This window comes from Nocardia glycosmidis (assembly GCF_052545115.1).
This window is the reverse complement of sequence record NZ_JBQWRH010000014.1, coordinates 140,441-156,180: the sequence shown is the minus strand read 5'-3', so window position 1 is coordinate 156,180 and position 15,740 is coordinate 140,441. Positions and strand designations below refer to the sequence as shown.

General features: G+C 64.2%; 22 protein-coding genes. 7 read left to right on the top strand and 15 right to left on the bottom strand.

The features are described from left to right. Positions 1–510 (top strand): hypothetical protein, encoded by a 510-nt coding sequence (locus ACT86A_RS18920; protein ID WP_445093477.1) that lies wholly within the window; start codon positions 1–3, stop codon positions 508–510. 116 nt (positions 511–626) lie between these two features. Here ACT86A_RS18920 and ACT86A_RS18915 read toward each other — a convergent pair whose 3' ends face one another. The 6 genes from ACT86A_RS18915 to ACT86A_RS18890 all read right to left on the bottom strand — a co-directional run bounded on the left by ACT86A_RS18915 (position 627) and on the right by ACT86A_RS18890 (position 5,159). Beyond that, on the bottom strand, positions 627–1,394 hold the full coding sequence (locus ACT86A_RS18915) for an ESX secretion-associated protein EspG (RefSeq protein WP_445093476.1): 768 nt from the start codon (positions 1,392–1,394) through the stop codon (positions 627–629). Then, entirely contained in the window at positions 1,394–2,728 is a 1,335-nt protein-coding gene (locus tag ACT86A_RS18910; RefSeq protein WP_445093475.1) for a PPE domain-containing protein, read from the bottom strand. Before ACT86A_RS18910 ends, ACT86A_RS18915 begins: the two co-directional genes overlap by 1 nt. Positions 2,729–2,788: 60 nt before the next feature. Beyond that, a complete protein-coding gene (locus ACT86A_RS18905; protein WP_445093474.1) occupies positions 2,789–3,178 on the bottom strand; it encodes a hypothetical protein in 390 nt (129 codons plus the stop codon). 30 nt (positions 3,179–3,208) lie between these two features. Further along, a complete protein-coding gene (locus ACT86A_RS18900) occupies positions 3,209–3,733 on the bottom strand; it encodes a DUF3558 domain-containing protein (RefSeq protein ID WP_445093473.1) in 525 nt (174 codons plus the stop codon). 191 nt (positions 3,734–3,924) lie between these two features. Then, the gene (locus ACT86A_RS18895) at positions 3,925–4,296 is read right to left on the bottom strand and encodes a DUF397 domain-containing protein (RefSeq protein ID WP_445093472.1); all 372 of its coding nucleotides are present in this window, start codon (positions 4,294–4,296) and stop codon (positions 3,925–3,927) included. Next, positions 4,293–5,159, bottom strand: coding sequence for a helix-turn-helix domain-containing protein (locus tag ACT86A_RS18890; RefSeq protein WP_445093471.1), 867 nt, complete (start codon positions 5,157–5,159; stop codon positions 4,293–4,295). Before ACT86A_RS18890 ends, ACT86A_RS18895 begins: the two co-directional genes overlap by 4 nt. Positions 5,160–5,396: 237 nt before the next feature. Between ACT86A_RS18890 and ACT86A_RS18885 the strand changes: the two genes are divergently transcribed. The 3 genes from ACT86A_RS18885 (at position 5,397) to ACT86A_RS18875 (ending at position 6,772) form a co-directional block, all read left to right on the top strand. Continuing rightward, on the top strand, positions 5,397–5,615 hold the full coding sequence (locus tag ACT86A_RS18885; protein ID WP_445093470.1) for a hypothetical protein: 219 nt from the start codon (positions 5,397–5,399) through the stop codon (positions 5,613–5,615). A gap of 8 nt (positions 5,616–5,623) precedes the next feature. Further along, positions 5,624–6,100, top strand: coding sequence for a DUF4254 domain-containing protein (locus tag ACT86A_RS18880; RefSeq protein WP_445093469.1), 477 nt, complete (start codon positions 5,624–5,626; stop codon positions 6,098–6,100). A 177-nt stretch (positions 6,101–6,277) separates the two neighbouring features. Beyond that, complete coding sequence (locus tag ACT86A_RS18875; protein WP_445093468.1) at positions 6,278–6,772, top strand: hypothetical protein; 495 nt, start codon at positions 6,278–6,280, stop codon at positions 6,770–6,772. 135 nt (positions 6,773–6,907) lie between these two features. On the opposite strand, the gene ACT86A_RS18870 is transcribed toward ACT86A_RS18875, so the two are convergent. Further along, positions 6,908–7,270, bottom strand: coding sequence for a hypothetical protein (locus ACT86A_RS18870; RefSeq protein ID WP_445093467.1), 363 nt, complete (start codon positions 7,268–7,270; stop codon positions 6,908–6,910). A gap of 288 nt (positions 7,271–7,558) precedes the next feature. Here ACT86A_RS18870 and ACT86A_RS18865 point away from each other — a divergent pair, with 288 nt between their 5' ends. From ACT86A_RS18865 to ACT86A_RS18855, 3 genes are all read left to right on the top strand, one after another. Continuing rightward, positions 7,559–7,846: a type I restriction-modification system subunit M N-terminal domain-containing protein gene (locus ACT86A_RS18865; RefSeq protein ID WP_445093466.1), complete on the top strand. Its 288-nt coding sequence runs from the start codon at positions 7,559–7,561 to the stop codon at positions 7,844–7,846. A gap of 22 nt (positions 7,847–7,868) precedes the next feature. Further along, positions 7,869–8,366 carry a DUF2247 family protein gene (locus tag ACT86A_RS18860; RefSeq protein WP_445093465.1) on the top strand — a complete coding sequence of 166 codons (498 nt, stop codon included), beginning with the start codon at positions 7,869–7,871 and terminating at the stop codon, positions 8,364–8,366. Positions 8,367–8,507: 141 nt separating this feature from the next. Beyond that, positions 8,508–8,960, top strand: coding sequence for a hypothetical protein (locus ACT86A_RS18855; protein ID WP_445093464.1), 453 nt, complete (start codon positions 8,508–8,510; stop codon positions 8,958–8,960). Positions 8,961–8,979: 19 nt separating this feature from the next. Here the strand turns inward: ACT86A_RS18855 and ACT86A_RS18850 are convergent, their stop codons facing one another. The 8 genes from ACT86A_RS18850 to argC form a co-directional block, all read right to left on the bottom strand. After that, entirely contained in the window at positions 8,980–9,399 is a 420-nt protein-coding gene (locus ACT86A_RS18850; RefSeq protein WP_445093463.1) for a type II toxin-antitoxin system VapC family toxin, read from the bottom strand. After that, positions 9,396–9,638 carry a type II toxin-antitoxin system Phd/YefM family antitoxin gene (locus ACT86A_RS18845; RefSeq protein ID WP_445093462.1) on the bottom strand — a complete coding sequence of 81 codons (243 nt, stop codon included), beginning with the start codon at positions 9,636–9,638 and terminating at the stop codon, positions 9,396–9,398. Before ACT86A_RS18845 ends, ACT86A_RS18850 begins: the two co-directional genes overlap by 4 nt. Positions 9,639–9,737: 99 nt before the next feature. Next, entirely contained in the window at positions 9,738–10,253 is a 516-nt protein-coding gene (locus ACT86A_RS18840) for an arginine repressor (protein ID WP_445093461.1), read from the bottom strand. Between the two features lie 43 nt (positions 10,254–10,296). Then, positions 10,297–11,241 (bottom strand): ornithine carbamoyltransferase, encoded by a 945-nt coding sequence (argF, locus tag ACT86A_RS18835; RefSeq protein WP_445093460.1) that lies wholly within the window; start codon positions 11,239–11,241, stop codon positions 10,297–10,299. After that, positions 11,238–12,440 (bottom strand): acetylornithine transaminase, encoded by a 1,203-nt coding sequence (locus tag ACT86A_RS18830; RefSeq protein WP_445093459.1) that lies wholly within the window; start codon positions 12,438–12,440, stop codon positions 11,238–11,240. The genes argF and ACT86A_RS18830 overlap by 4 nt, the downstream gene beginning before the upstream one ends. After that, positions 12,437–13,360: an acetylglutamate kinase gene (argB, locus tag ACT86A_RS18825; RefSeq protein WP_445093458.1), complete on the bottom strand. Its 924-nt coding sequence runs from the start codon at positions 13,358–13,360 to the stop codon at positions 12,437–12,439. The genes ACT86A_RS18830 and argB overlap by 4 nt, the downstream gene beginning before the upstream one ends. After that, the gene (argJ, locus tag ACT86A_RS18820) at positions 13,357–14,574 is read right to left on the bottom strand and encodes a bifunctional glutamate N-acetyltransferase/amino-acid acetyltransferase ArgJ (RefSeq protein WP_445093457.1); all 1,218 of its coding nucleotides are present in this window, start codon (positions 14,572–14,574) and stop codon (positions 13,357–13,359) included. Before argJ ends, argB begins: the two co-directional genes overlap by 4 nt. Then, positions 14,571–15,644 carry an N-acetyl-gamma-glutamyl-phosphate reductase gene (gene argC / locus ACT86A_RS18815; protein ID WP_445093456.1) on the bottom strand — a complete coding sequence of 358 codons (1,074 nt, stop codon included), beginning with the start codon at positions 15,642–15,644 and terminating at the stop codon, positions 14,571–14,573. The genes argJ and argC overlap by 4 nt, the downstream gene beginning before the upstream one ends. Positions 15,645–15,740: the final 96 nt, after the last annotated feature.

The window sequence follows — 15,740 nt, the reverse complement described above, 5'->3', positions numbered from 1 at the left end:
ATGGTCAGGGCGGCGCAGATCGCGATCATTGCTGCACTGATCTCCGCGGCACTGAGCGGCTGCACACAAGACGAACCAGAACCCATCGACACTTCAACCGACTACATGTTCGACAACATATTCAATCCCTGCCGCCAAATGCCGCAAAAATTCCTTGACGAGCACCTTCTCAAAAAGGAGCCAAAGGGAATCAACAACCTAATTGAAGGCTACCTATCGTTGGGATGCTCATACGCTGGCCCGGAGTACGACTTCTCCATCGCGCTCAGCAACGCCCCCCTCCGCGAGGTCGGTCAGTTCGAGGACCATACACTTCAGCCGACCCGCATAGCCGGGCGTGCCGCAAAAATCCAGAATCGTCCGCTGGAGCACGTGCGCTGTGTGCTGTATGCCGAAATGACGGGCGGAGTACTGGCGCTCTACCTGACCATCAATGTCGTACTCGATGTATGCACAACCCTGACCGCGCTGGCCGAAGAACTCATACCGCTGCTCCCGCAAGGAGCATGAAAATAGGCTGGGGGTGCCGCCACCGAGTTTGACCCGCGAAACATCCAGCTTGTCGTACTGGCACGCTCGGCAAACTGCACGACGACAGGCCTGGTCCCAAGCCCTGGGCCGTTCAGCTACGACCAGGCTGTTTCGCGGGCCCCGGTCATCGCATGATCGATGCGCCGCTGGATTTCGGCTTCCAGACGGTCTTTCGTGACCGGGGTCGCCACGAGACGTTCGGATACCTGGATCAGGTAGCGGCCTGCGTCCACGAAATCGACCATCTGGAGATAGCGGCCGCCGTCTTGCCAGCCGTCCAGGGCCGGGCCGGTGTCGATTCTGATTTCGACGTAGGTGCGGTAGGGGCGGTTGAAGAAGCGGGCCGCCTCCTCGCGCGGGGTAAGGGTGCGGGATGCGGTCCAGGCGCGCTCTTCTGGTGCGAGGTCTTGGCGGTGGAGGTCGATTCCGGGCACCGAGCCCGCGGGTACGTCCGGAAGGATGGTCGCGATCCGTTTCACGACGGCGCTCGGTGAGTGCAGGTAGATCTGGATGTCGCCGCCGGATTCGATATCGGGGCCGGGATGCTGGGCGGCGACCGTGCCGACACCGTCATCGATGCCTGCGCTCACGCGGACCATCCGATCGCGCCCGTCGCGCCGGTAGCCGAGCATCTCGATGCGCACCCGCGGCTGTGCCAGCGCCTGCAACGCCCGATACAGGCTGTCGTCGTCACCGATCTTGTCGACTAAAGATTGTGCGGCACTGCGGCATTCGCGTTCGAAATCCAGTTGGGTCTCCGCTTCGGTGCGGAAAGTCAGCGGGAACGGCATCCGGTCGCGGCCCATCGCCTCCCACGCGAGGTGAAACTCGATCGGCGGCAACCGCCAGGAATTGGCTGTCATCACTGGTCGACGGCGCCGATCACCGGGGGTACCGAGCGGGCCTCGGGCCCGAGTAGCTCTTCGTGCACCCCGCGCAGGTAGTCGGCCGACTTGTGCTCTTTCTCCTCGTCATTGCCCTTGCCCCGGCCGGGCGGCATCATGCCGCCGGGCATACCGGCCATACCTGGCCGCCCAATGCCGACACCGGCGGAATTCGCGGTGGGGGCGCCAGCGGGTTGCTGACCGGGAATGCTGCGTCCGGGTCCACCGGGCGGCGAACCCGGACTTCCAGGCGAACCCGGACTTCCGGGCGAACCTGGACCAGGCGAACCCGGGCTGGGGTGGTAGCCGGCCGGGGTCGTCCCGGGCGACGACGGCGCAGGTGACGTCGCATTCGGGTCCCGGCCGGTTGGATTGTCGCCGAGCGGGTTCTCCGGCGGCTGGAGGCTGGACGGGCTCGTCTGCGCCGGATCTTGGCTGGGCGAGGGATCGGGACTCGGCTCGTTCGTCTTGGTCTGATCGGGCAGATTGCTCGTTGACGGGTTCATGCCGCTCGGTTTGGGCGAATCCGTAGTGCCGGACGGTGTTAGCGGCGAACCCGGCGACGAGGGATCGGATGGCTGAATCGGGCCGGGAATCTTCGGCACGTTCGTATCCGCCTGCAACGCCACCGGCGCATACACCGTCCGCATCACCTCGTTCGCACGGTCCTGCGCCTTCTGTGCGCGCCCCTGGTCTGCCATCACCTGCCCCACGGCTGCGGCTGGGCCCAACCCAGGTATCACCGATGCGACCCCGGACACCAAGACTCCGGCGAGCGAGCTCGAACGCCTGTCGGTTTCCTGCGGCACCTGGTGATACACCTGGTCGAATCCGGTGTAGGCCTCTTCCATCTTGTTCGCCACGATATTGGCGGCTTGCTCCAGATTGTGCACATCGTTCACATACCGCTGCACGCTCGCCAGCGCCCGGTTTGCGGCCGCCCCCTGCCAGCCCTGCCCAATCGTGTTATTGATGTCCGTCTGGAACTGCTGCGCCTTCTGGAGGGTCTTCCCGGCCAACTGCTGCCAGCCGACAACACTGTTCCACATATCCCCGAGCTTCACGGAATTGACGAATTCCATGATCTTGGCATGCGGCATGGACACGAACTGCTCCAGAACAGCCGGAACAACCGGGGGCAGGTAATCACCGTGGAAATTCTGTGTCAGACCAGCATTCTGCGCATACAGCTTCGTCCGCGCGTCGTTCCCCGCGGTCTGCGCATCCTGCTGCGCCTGGTTCGGCGCAGCAATGTTCTGCTCGAACAGCGCACCGACCCGCTCACCGACATACCCGAGGAATTGAGGACTCACGCCAGAGTGACGACCCAGATTTCCCAAAAATTCGGTGATACCCACAATTCCCCCCTCTGATCAAACCTGATCGCCGGCTTTGGCGATGGCCTGTTGAGTGCCGCGATCAACGGCCTTGTACGCCTCACCCGCCTTGCGGAACATGTCGGCCATCTGCCGAACTACATCGATATGCTGCCGCACTGAGTCTTGATAAGAGCCGGAACCAACTCCTCCGACAGCAAGATCTTGGAACTTCTTGGCCAGTGTCTTTGCAGAGGCAAGAATCCCAAACGAGTCCACGGCAACAACACGGTCGGCACTCTTCGAAAGACTATTTAAACTATTGACATAGTCATCACAAATTTTCGCCAACCGCTCAGCTACGTCGTCTTCAATCAACAGTCGACCTGCCGATGCCTCGCCTGCCAGAAACCGAAACTCTTGCTTCAGATCCGGTTGTTCGGTCATTCAACCCTCCCAATAATCCGGCCGATTCACTCAGTTTGGAATCGACCCATCCAGAACGTCGGCAGACTGAACAGCAATAGCGCAAAGATCATCTGCCCGGTTCTTCTCAGAAAGGTTTCGGCGTATCATGATCTGAATTGTTCCGCGAGACGTTCCGAATAAAACGCCACAGTTATCAGGAGGCGCATTATTGGTATTCTGATTTAGAGTTGAGGCGGCTCGCACGCCAATTCTAACATCGCGAAAGTCGTGGAATATATCATTAGACTTGAATTCAGCAATCGAATGTGTCGTCGAGTATACGTCGAGGGAATACCAAGCGGCATCCCATACGCACCCCTTCCATCCATCACGCGCCACCAGGAAAGGATTGTCATCCTTGGTTGCCGGATTGGCGCCTGCGGCGGTGATCACATCGTCGGGCAACGTGCACGGATCATAGAGATCGGCCTTGGTGAGGCTTGTTGAGGTGCTTGGCTGCCCCGACACGCTCTTCCCACACCCGGCTACCGCCAGCACCGTGCACAGCCCGGCTGCCACCACCAATGCACGCACGCGCAACCCCCCAATCGCTGAGACAAAGTTCGCCCTACCCTAGCAACTCGGCCACGAACCGTCGATGCATGCTGCCGCCGCATTACCTCCTGTGACCGGCTGAGACATCTCCTACCCAGCCGCGTAGCGCGGATGCTTCGGAAGAAGTCCGTCCACGGCTGAGGATCAACCGCAGATCGCAAAGACTCTGCTCAGGCAGCGATAAGGCAGAATTCGCCGGCGCGGATTCCAGCCACGAAGGCATCCCATTCCGCCGACGTGTATACGAGGGTCGCGCCGTCCGCCGCTCGAACGACCGCACCGCCGTCCTGGGTTCTCTCGATGGACGGAATGCCCCCCGCCGAGTCAGAGCCCGACCCTGCTGCGGCAGCAAGAAATACCGGCCATGAGTGGACCTCGATCGCGATGATCGGCTGCGCGGCCGGATCGTTCGACGGGTCGCGCAGGTACTTGCTGTCACGCAGAAGTATCGTCTCGCCAGCGAAATTGATCTCGACGCACGAGGCGCCGCCGTTGTTGCTGTAGGAACTCTTCCGCCAGCCGTGGCGGAGTATGGTGGTCATCTTCGCTCCATCTTCTTGTACTTCGAGATGCGACTCGAAACAGCATCGGCGCTCTCGGATGGAGTCATCGCCTTACTCCGTAGTCGCTCAGCGGCAAGCGCGTACAAGTCTACTTGCCCCTGTTCCTGCAGGTAGAGCGCGCCTGTGTGGTACTCGATGTAGGCGATGCTGCGCGCCTCGGAGAAGTTCAACAAGATAAACGACCCCGTCAATCCCTCGTGCACCGCAACCTGTGTCGAAATCACCTGGAGTTCGATGTTGCCCAGTTCCATCAGTTCCAGGAGATATTCCAGCTGTCCGCGCATTACTGCCGGGCCGCCGACAGGTCTGTCGAGGACGACTTCCTCGACAACAGCCTGGAGTCGGAGCGGCTCGTCTACGCCGACCAAGCGTTGGCGCGCCATCCGCGCCCGAACAGCCTGGGCTGCGTCCATCGGAGGTATGTGCAGACTGTCCGCAAGCAGTGCGGTTGCGTAATCGCGGGTCTGCAACTGCCCCGGCATCACCTTGTCCGCGTACTCGAACTGGCTGTCCGCCAAACCTTCCAGCCCGACGAACGTCTTGAACCAGTCGGGCAGAACCTCCCCGAACGGTGCCCACCACGTTCCGTGATCCGCGCGCCCCGCAAGGGAGACGACACGTTCCACATGCTCGATGTCGACATGGTAATACCGCAGCAGCTTGGCTACTTCCTCGGGATGCTGGGCGGTCTTACCGGCCTCCATGTAGCTGAGCTTCGCTGGCGTGCAGCCTATGTGCTTGGCCGCGTCCGCTTGCTTGATCCTCGCGCGCTCTCGCGCTGCCCGGAGATCATGACCGACCAGGAAGCGCAACGCAGACGGATCTGAACGGTCGTCGCGCATGTTGCCCTTTCACCGTCGTAGACAAGGTTGGTTGAAGCTACCCCATCAACATCTGCCGATAGCCCAACGCGATGCGTAACTTTAAGCTTAAATATATGCATCAAACATTCGGGAACCAGAAAGTTCCGTTGACCGAGACAGGTGGGGGTCATGACAGTGCAGGTGATCAGAGGTTTATTCATGTCCAGCGACCGCACGACGCACAGTGCAAGGTCGGTCGGGCAGGGTTGCTGGGTCGTGAGCTTCCTACCGGGGAGGACACTCACCACCAACCAGGCGGTTGCCGCACTGCGCGCTGCCGAGGAACTCGGGACGATCCAGGGGTTCGCACGGGAGGTCGGGCTGACTGCTGCGGAACTGGCGGGCATGGCAGCAGCCGAATGCCGCTGGGCGCCAGCGGAAGCCCAGCGGGTGTGGCGTCGGCTCGGCCTCGGGCGCACCAGCGATCCACGGTGAGGCGCACGATGACGCTGCCGCTGCCGTCGAAGGACATGTTGTTGGAAGCCTGTGCCGGGAGGGTGCCAATACCGCACCCCGTACTGGTGGCCGCGGACAAACTGGCCCGCTTGCATCACTCTCGACGTTCCGCCGGTCCAGCCCGCATCGCTGACATCGATTGCACGCGAGCAAGATTGGTCCACGACATAGATCGCTGGGTCGCGACCACGATGCCGCCGCCGTACGGCGCGGCGACCATGCATTCGGAAACGGTGGGGATGGTCGTGGATCGGCTCGTTCAGTTCTCCGTGAACGCCTACGCGGCACTCGACACCGACACTCCCGATGTGGAACGGCATTACGCATGGAAGCGGTTGGCGGAGTTGATGATTGCCTATGCAGACCTTGCGGCCGAGATTGCCGCTCGAACCCGCAGACTGCCCGACCTCGCTGCGCCACAGCTCGAAGGCAATGAAAGGCATCGGGGCGGCGACCATGGCTGACCACCACAGAGCAAGCCCCTCGCTCATGGCCGCCGGATACAATTCGGAGGGGACAATGGAGACACACCTCCAGCCTCCGGTCAGCAGAACTCGGCCCGCAGGTCAAGAACTATCTCCAGATGAACGAAGGGAGGGTCGTACGCGAAAGCTTCCGAATTTGATCGACGGAGTCTACACATGTCGATAGCCCACTGGATGCGTAAGGTTGGGCGGTACACCGTAACCGGTATCCTTGTCGCCGTCGCACTCCTGCCGGTGGTCCTCATCGGCCTGATCATCTTGGCCAAGATCCGCGCGAAGCTGGACCCTCCCCCAGAGGTGCGGCATGCTGCCGTGACCGAAGTGACCGGATACGAAACCGTCTCCACCGAAAAGGAGAATCTCGGCGGCTTGCTCGTTTCGAAGGTCTTCATCGGTCCCGTGGTCGACCGGCCACAGGACCGCATAGTCTCCCCGGGAGCGGCGTTCGAGGACATGGGCAGGCGCGTCCCGGCTGGCGGATACTGGTTTGTCTACGGTGACTACGCTGACGGCTGTCACATCAGCGTCGTAAGTGTGGTCGGCGGAGACGCCCTACGCACAGTCGACAAGCTCTCGGACACTCAGCGCGACGAAGTATCCCGCGGCGAAAAGCTGGTGCTGGTTATGCAATTCACGTGTGGGGAGGGGTAGTACCTCCAAGCGACCTCCGGTCACTCGCTGCCGGTCACCGTCACTGCCCAGATCGAGTCTGTTGTCATCGGAACCGCTGAAAGTCCCCCGACCTCGGCCAGATAATCATGGCAAAAGCCAATTGTCGGCCACCGGTTATTCGATCTGACCAGGCTCTGGGAGCGCGTGTGGGCGTTCGTTCGTATACCAGGCGTACTCGATTCCGCTGAGCCAGCCGTTCTCGACCCACAAAATGACCTCGCCGATCGGTGCTCCGTTGTGGTCGGTGACCGCTCCGCTGGCGAAAATCCCGTCCGATGAACCGGATGCTTGCACCGCACCGGGGCGCACCGTCAAATCGACGCTAGGTGAACCGACACCCCAGGTCGCGACGACCTGCGAATACGGCACCTGCGCCAGCAAGTCGGGGGCGCTGGCTGCGCCCGACGACAGCAGCTTGCTGATAACGCTGGCTTCGAGGTCGGTCAGCGTCCGCGGCTGAATCGGTGTACTACTCATCGGTCTTCTCGGTTCTCGCGCTTCGTCATGGGGAGCTTCGCCGGGTGGGTCGGCGTCACACTCTGATCGGCACTCACCTCGGTAGTGTCGCGGTCAGCCGTATGGCGCTCGACTGGGCGCGACTCGATAGCCCGCCGAGCAGCGCGGGTGCAGGGAGCCGCGGCCACGATGGGATACCGCACCCGCGACGACGGCGGCCCGGCTGCCCATACGCGGACCTTTGCACGTTGCGGCCCGAAGACCTCGGTCTCCGCAACCTGTCGGCAGCCTCCGATATAACCTCATCCTATGATTACCGGGGAACTGCGGAGCAAGATCGACCAGTTGTGGAATGCGTTCTGGTCGGGCGGTATCTCGAATCCGCTGGAGGTGATCGAGCAGATCACCTACCTGATGTTCCTCAAGCGTCTCGATGATTTACAGACCGCCAAGGAGCGCAAGGCCCACCGTAGCGCGCGGGCGATCGAGAATCCGATCTATGACGCCGACACCGAGCCGCTGCGCTGGTCGAAGTTCCGTGAACTCGGGCCGGATCAGCTGCAGCGCACCATCCGTCCAACTCACAGCATCGTATGATGCAGCACCCGCTGTGCCAGGCATGAGCGATTCGAGCCACTCGGTGAAATTTAATATCCCGGCGTTGTTCGTCGCTGACTGGGCAAAGTTGACGCCAGGTGAGCTTCGATATGGCTATGAACATGAATGGCTGACGTCGGAAGATGTTGTCGCACTGGCACTGACAAGTGTAATTCCGGCACCTACGAAGATGGATGTGGTTGAGGATCTCTCGCTACTTCTCTCCGATGAGCTGTACCGGGTTACCGATTTGATGGAAAAACTTGCCGACCACGACCACCGGGTGTGGACCTATTTGGCGCTTGCTTGGGTGCATGAACATCAAGAAGATTTCGAAGATCTATTCAAGATGGTGGACCTTATTTTCGCCGACTTCGCTTACCCGGAAGAAGTCGGTCAGTTCGTGACTTTCATTCCACCGCCGACGGGAAGCATGCCCGGGATGCTTGGGCTCGAGCAGCGGTGGCAGTGCTATCTTGATGAGAATAGAGGAATTTACCTGCACCGGGCCGCCGAATGAGAAAATGATACGAACTGAAAAATCGCTCGCTTGCGGAAGATGCACGTATCCAAGCGGTGAGCAGCTTGGATACGTCGATGATCCGGGTCAGCGCATTGTCGCTCCAACGGTTTTCGTCCCGCACCCCATGAAGTGATACGAATGGAGGCCGAAATGGGTGCGAGTCGATCTGGTATCGAGTTTGTTATAGCTGGTGAATATTTCGAAATTGTCAGGCAGTTGACCCGCCAAATGGCGAATGTCAGGAGGGATTCGATGGCCGAACAGGGCTGGACTCGCGAGATCAATACGTTTCTGTATGAACTAGTGAAATCTATTCCGAGAGATATAGAACCGCAGGCTCGGGTCAGAATTGTTGTCAGCGACCAGGACGTAGATCAACCGGAGTCGCAGGCAGATACCCGCGTTTTGGATGGCGAAGCTGTGCGATATGCGCCGAGGTACATCTGCGAACTATGGCCTCCTCTCCTCGCTACCACCTGGGAGCGACTGGGAAGCCTAGAAGCCCGCTATCGTACAGGATTCAACGCAGACGAGATCACTGCCGCGCTCACTGCAATGACCGGAGCAGTTGATGGGGCTCTTCGGGCTTGATGGTGCGGTGTCGCGATATTCAGATATTCCATGGGTCGATCACCGGCACGCCCATCGGGCCGAAATCCTTCGCGTTTCGCGTGACGACCGTCATGCCGTGTTCGCTGGCAGTCGCGGCGATCATGGCGTCACGCTCGGGGCGAGGGTCCGGCACATGCAGCTGCGCCGCGCGGCGCGCGGCTGACAGGTCGAGATCGAGAATCCGGCCCGCGAATGCGTCGAGCACCTTGTCCTCCAGCCACATCCGCAGGCGCTTTGCCTGCGTCGAGTCACGTCGTTCGACCCGGCTGATGCCGATCTCGATTTCCATCACAGTGATGACGCTCAAATACAGCTCCGACGGCTTTCGACCCGCAACCCACGCACGAACCGACTGATCCGCCACCTGAGACGATTTCCGCAACTCGCTGATGACGTTCGTATCGAGCAAGAATGTCACAGCGTTGGAACCTTCAGCTCGACACCAAGCGGAGCCGGATCGAAGTCGATATCGTCGTTCTCCATGCTCAACCGTGACACGAGGTCCTGACTGTCCGCCCGCAACCTCCGGTACTCCTCGATCGAGAGCAGCACGAAGGCATCCGCGCCGCGATCGGTGATCACGACCGGGCCGTGGGCAGCAGCGCGTTTCGCCGCGCTGACGTCGCGATTGAACTCACGCGCGCTCATTGTGGTCATCGACATCACCCCTAATGTAGGTACATACCTACATTAGGGGACATATCTCCGACACACCAGGAAGTCGGCTGGTCCACTCCCCGAAACCTGCCGCCGCCTTCAAGCCAGCTGTTCGATCTTCGCGGCCACCTCTGCGCCGGTCAGCGGCTCGCGCGCGATGACGGCGATGGTGTCGTCGCCCGCGATGGTGCCGACGATGTAGGGCAGGGCGGCGCGGTCCAGGGCGCTGGCGAGGTAGTGCGCGGCGCCGGGCGGAGTGCGCAGGACCGCGATGTTGCCGCTGGCGTCGGTGGAAACCAGCAGGTCGCCGAGTAATTTGGACAACCGGTCGGTGCCGCCGGTGACACCGCGTACCGGGCTGCCGTCCTCGGGCACCACGTAGACACCCGCACCGCCGTCGGCGGCACGCAGCTTCACCGCACCCAGTTCGTCCAGGTCCCGGGACAAAGTCGCCTGGGTGGTTTCGATACCTTCGGCGGCCAGCAGGGCGGCCAGCTCGGTCTGGCTGCGCACCGCGTGGGCCGACAGCAGTTCGATGATGCGGGACTGACGGCCGGCTCGGGTCCGGGCGATGGCGGGACCGCCCCGCCCGGACTCCGCCTGCGAGATACTCACAGCGCAACCCTGTTCGATCCCGGGCGGCGTGATCGCTCGGGCCTCACGCCGCGCTCCCATATCGTCGCTCCAGCAACCAGACTAGCAGCGCCTTCTGCGCATGCAGCCGGTTCTCGGCCTCGTCCCAGACCACGCTGTGCGGGCCGTCGAGCACCTCGTCGGTGACTTCCTCGCCGCGATGCGCGGGAAGGCAGTGCAGCACAACGGCATCCGGCTTGGCGTGCGCGAGCAGCTCGGCGTTGAGCTGGAACGGCCGGAACGGGCCGACCCGGTCCAGGCCGTCGTTCTCCTGGCCCATGGAGGTCCAGGTGTCGGTGACCAGGGCATCGGCGCCCCACGCGGCGGCGACCGGATCGCCGGTCAGCGTGATGGTGGCGCCGGTCTCGGCGGCCCGCTTACGCGCGGCCTCCACGATCCAGGGCAGCGGCTCGAATCCGGCAGGGGCGGCGATGGTCACGTTCAGGCCCGCTGTGACGCCGCCGAGCAGCAGCGAGTGCGCCATGTTGTTGGCGCCGTCGCCGAAGTAGGCGAGTTCGCGACCGGTCAGGTCGCCCTTGCGCTCGGCCAGCGTCTGCAGATCGGCGAGCACCTGGCACGGATGGAACTCGTTGGACAGTGCGTTGACCACCGGAACCGTTGCGGTGGCGGCCATTTCGTCCAGGCGCGACTGCTCGAAGGTGCGCCACACGATCGCGTCCACGTAGCGCGAGAGGACCCGGCCGGTGTCGCCGAGCGTCTCTTCCCGGCCCAGCTGGGTGTCGCGGCCGTCGACGACCACGGCGTGCCCGCCGAGCTGGGCGATGCCCATCTCGAAGGAGAATCTGGTGCGGGTGGAGTTCTTCTCGAAGATCACCCCGACACCGCGCGGACCCTCGAGCGGTCGCCGCGACTGCGGCGCCTTCTTGAGTTCGGCTGCTAGCGCGAGGATCTCGGCCTGCTCGGCCGGGCTGACGTCATCGTCGCGTAGGAAGTGCCGCACGGAAGTCATTGCGCCGCAGCCCCCTTCGCGTCCTCGAGGGCACCGTCGAGGATCCCCGGCAGATCGGCGACGAAATTCTCCGCCTGGGTCTCGGTGAGCACCAGCGGCGGCGCGAGGCGGATCACATCGGGCTGGGCCGGGTTGACGAGATACCCCGCTGCCCGCGCCCGCGCCTCGACCCGCGCCGCCACCTTGTCCGTGAGCACGATGCCCAGCAACAGACCCGCACCGCGCACCGAGGCGACCAGCGGGTGCTCCAGTTGCTCGATGCCGTCGCTGAGCCGCTTGCCGACCGACTCCACGTGCGAAAGCAGGTCGGTGTCGTCGATCGTGCGCAGCACCGCGAGCGCGGCCGCAGCGGACACCGGGTTCCCGCCGAAGGTGGTCCCGTGCGTGCCGGGGGTGAGCAACTCGGCCGCACGCCCGTTGGCCAACACGGCACCGATGGGCAGTCCGCCGCCGAGCCCCTTGGCCAGGGTCATCACGTCCGGGACGACGCCCACCGCCTGATGCGCGTAGAACGTGCCGGTGCGGCCGATGCCGGTCTGCACCTCGTCGAGCACCAGCAGCGCCCCGTTGCGTGTGGTGATCTCGCGCGCCTTGGCCAAATAGTCGAGCGGCGGCACCACCACTCCGCTCTCCCCCATGATCGGCTCCAGGAACACCGCAGCGGTGTTCTCGTCGACCACGGCCTCCAGCGCGGCGGCGTCACCATAAGGCACGTGCACGACACCGGGTGGCAGCGGCTCGAACGGCGTCCGCTTGGATTGCTGGCCGGTGAGCGCGAGCGCGCCCATGGTGCGGCCGTGGAAGGCCTCCTCGCACGCGACGACCTTGTGCCGTCCGGTCAGCCGCGTGATCTTGAACGCCGCCTCGACCGCCTCGGTGCCGGAGTTGCAGAAGAACGCCCGGCCCTCACCGTCGCCGAAGTGCGCGAGCAACCGCTCGGCCAGCTCGACCACCGGCTCGCTGGCGTACAGGTTCGAGACGTGCCCGAGCGTGCCGAGTTGCTGGGTGACCGCCTCGAGGATCGCCGGGTGCGCGTGACCGAGGCTGTTGACCGCGATACCGCCGATGAAGTCGACGTAGCGTCGGCCGTCCGCGTCGTAGACCACCGCGCCCGCGCCGCGCACCAGCGCGACCTCCGGGGTGCCGTAGTTGTTCATCAGCGCGGCGGACCAGCGCTTCTGCAATTCAGCTGTGCTCATTGTTTCGTTCCGTCCGGCGAGCCCGGCCCATTCGGGGCGAGCGTGACCATCGTTCCGATTCCTTCTCCGGTGAACAGTTCCAGCAATACCGCGTGCGGGACCCGTCCGTCGATCACATGCGCGTTCGGCACGCCCGCACGCACGGCACGCAGGCACGCTTCCATCTTGGGCACCATGCCCGCATCCAGGCTCGGGAGCAACTCGGCCAGCGCGGCCGTGTCGATCCGCGTGGTCAGCGACGAGGGGTCCGGCCAGTTCGTGTACAGGCCTTCGACGTCGGTGAGCACCACCAATTTCTCCGCGCCGATGCCCTCGGCCAGGGCCGCGGCGGCGGTGTCGGCGTTGATGTTGTGCACCACGCCGTCGGCGTCCGGCGCGATGGTCGACACGACCGGGATGCGGCCGGCGCCGATGAGGTCGAGCACGGCGTCCGGGTTCACCTCGGTGACGTCGCCGACCAGGCCGATGTCGGTCGGCTCGCCGTCCACCTCGACGGTGCGGCGGGTGGCGGTGAACAGCCCGGCGTCCTCGCCGGAGATGCCCACCGCGTACGGGCCGTGCGCGTTGATCAGACCGACCAGCTCGCGGCCGACCTGACCGAACAGCACCATCCGCACCACATCCATCACCTCGGGTGTGGTCACCCGGAAGCCGCCACGGAATTCGCCGCGCAGACCGAGCTTCTGCAGCATCGCGCTGATCTGCGGGCCACCACCGTGCACCACCACCGGATGCACACCGACCGTACGCAGGAAGGCCATGTCGGCGGCGAAGGCCTGCTTGAGGTTCTCGTCGACCATGGCGTTGCCGCCGTATTTCACGACGACGATCTTGTCCCGGAACTTCTGCAACCACGGCAGAGCGTCGGCCAGAACGTGTGCTTTGTCCAGCGCGGAGAGCGTGTGCAGTACCTGGCTCATGAGCTGTAGGCCGAGTTCTCTTCGACGTAATCGTGTGACAGGTCGGTGGTGCGGATGGTCGCGGTCGCGGAGCCGACGTTCAGGTCGATCAGCACCTCGACGTCGGCGCCGGACAGGTCGACCTCGCGGGCACCCGGCGCGCCGATGCCATCCACACACACCGGATTTCCGTTGAACGACACCGAGATCCGGTTCGGGTCGAGCGTCACCGGCGCCATGCCGACCGCCGCCAGCACCCGGCCCCAGTTCGGGTCGGAGCCGAACATCGCCGTCTTGACCAGGCTGTCGCGGGCTACCGTGCGCGCGGCGGCCACCGCCTCGTCCTCGCTCGCCGCTCCGGCGACGGTGACCCGCACCCGCTTGGTGACGCCCTCGGCGTCGGCCATCAGCTGGGCGGCCAGGTCGTCGCAGACCGCGAGCACGGCGGCGTCGAGTTCCGCCTGGCTGGGGGTGACCTCGCTGGCGCCGTTGGCCAGCAGCAGCACGCTGTCGTTGGTGGAGCAGGAGCCGTCGACATCGAGCCGGTCGAAGGTGCGCGCGGTGGCCTTGCGCAGGGCGTGGTCGAGCTGGTCGGCGGTGACCGCGGCGTCGGTGGTGAGCACCACCAGCATGGTCGCCAGCGACGGCGCCAGCATGCCCGCGCCCTTGGCCATACCGCCGACGTTCCACTTGTCGCGGTGATGGAACGCCGCTTCCTTCGGCACGGTGTCGGTGGTCATGATGGCCCACGCGGCGTCCGAGCCGCCGGACAGGCCGCCGCCCATCTCGTGCACGATCTCCGTGACGGCGGGAATCAGCTTGTCCATCGGGAGCCGGTCGCCGATCAGCCCGGTCGAGCAGACCGCGATCTCCCCCGCGCCGGTCTCGGTGCCCCAGTTGCTCAGCGCGAGCGCGAGTTCTTCGGCGGTCTTGTGTGTGTCCTGGAATCCGGCCGGGCCGGTACACGCGTTGGCGCCGCCGGAATTCAGGATCACCGCGCGCAACCGCTTACCGGTCAGCACCTGCTGCGACCACAGTACCGGCGCCGCCTTCACCTTGTTACGGGTGAATACGCCCGCGGCCGGGCATTCCGGGCCTTCGTTGAACACCAGCGCGAGGTCCGGCTTGCCGCTGGCCTTGATGCCCGCGGCGATCCCCGCCGCGCGGAAGCCGAGCGGTGCGGTCACCCCCTGGGTCCGGACCAGCTTGCCGCTCGCGGTCTCGGTTGTCGTCACGGTGCCACTCCTACGATGGAAAGTCCTGCGGTCTCGTCGAATCCGAGGGCGAGGTTCATAGATTGCACCGCGGCGCCCGCGGTGCCCTTGGTCAAGTTGTCGATCGCGGCGATCACCACGAGCAGACCGGCGTCGGCGTCCACGGCCACTTGCAAGGTGACGGCGTTCGAGCCGAGCACCGAACCGGTCTGCGGGAGAACGCCTTCCGGCAGCAAATGCACGAAAGGTTCGTCGGCATAGGCTTTCTCGTAGACGGAGCGCGCCTGCGCGGCGTCGACGCGGGTCGGCGCGGTGCAGGTGGCGAGGATGCCGCGCGGCATCGGCGCGAGCACTGGGGTGAACGACACCGTGACGTCCATTCCACCCGCCGCCGTCAGGTTCTGCACGATTTCCGGCGTGTGCCGATGCGCGCCCGCGATGCCGTATGCCCGCGCCGAACCCATGACTTCCGACCCCAGCAGCCCCACGTCCAGCTTGCGGCCCGCGCCCGACGTGCCGCTCACCGCGACCACATGCACAGATGGCTCCACGATGCCCGCGGCGACGGCGGGGGCCAACGCGAGGCTGGCCACGGTGGGATAGCACCCGGGGACCGCGATCCGCGTGGCGCCGCGCAGTTTTTCCCGGTTACCGGGTAGTTCGGGCAGGCCGTAGGGCCAGCTGCCCGCGTGCGCACCGCCGTAGTACCGCTCCCATGCCTTCGGGTCGGTGAGCCGGAAGTCGGCGCCACAGTCGATGATCACCGCGTACCCGGGCAATTCCGCGGCGATGGCGGCCGATTGCCCATGTGGCAGCCCCAGGAAGACCACGTCGTGCCCGGCCAGTTCGGCGACCGTCGTCGGCGCCAGCACCCGGTCGGCCAGCGGCAGCAGATGCGGCTGCAACTCCCCCAGGGTGGCTCCGGCATTCGCCCCGGCGGTGAGCGCCCCGATGACGAGACGCCCGGCTCGGTAGGCCGGATGCTCCAGCAGCAGACGCAGCACTTCACCGCCCGCGTACCCACTGGCACCGGCCACCGCGACCCGGATGACGGGTCCGGTCGGGTTGGGCATGTCCGAGGAATCAACCATGTGATGATTATGCATGACAGTGCAAGCTCATTCACGGCCTGGGTTGCCCGGCTCGGTCACAGGCAGGGTGATACCCGGCCTCGAATTGCGCAAACC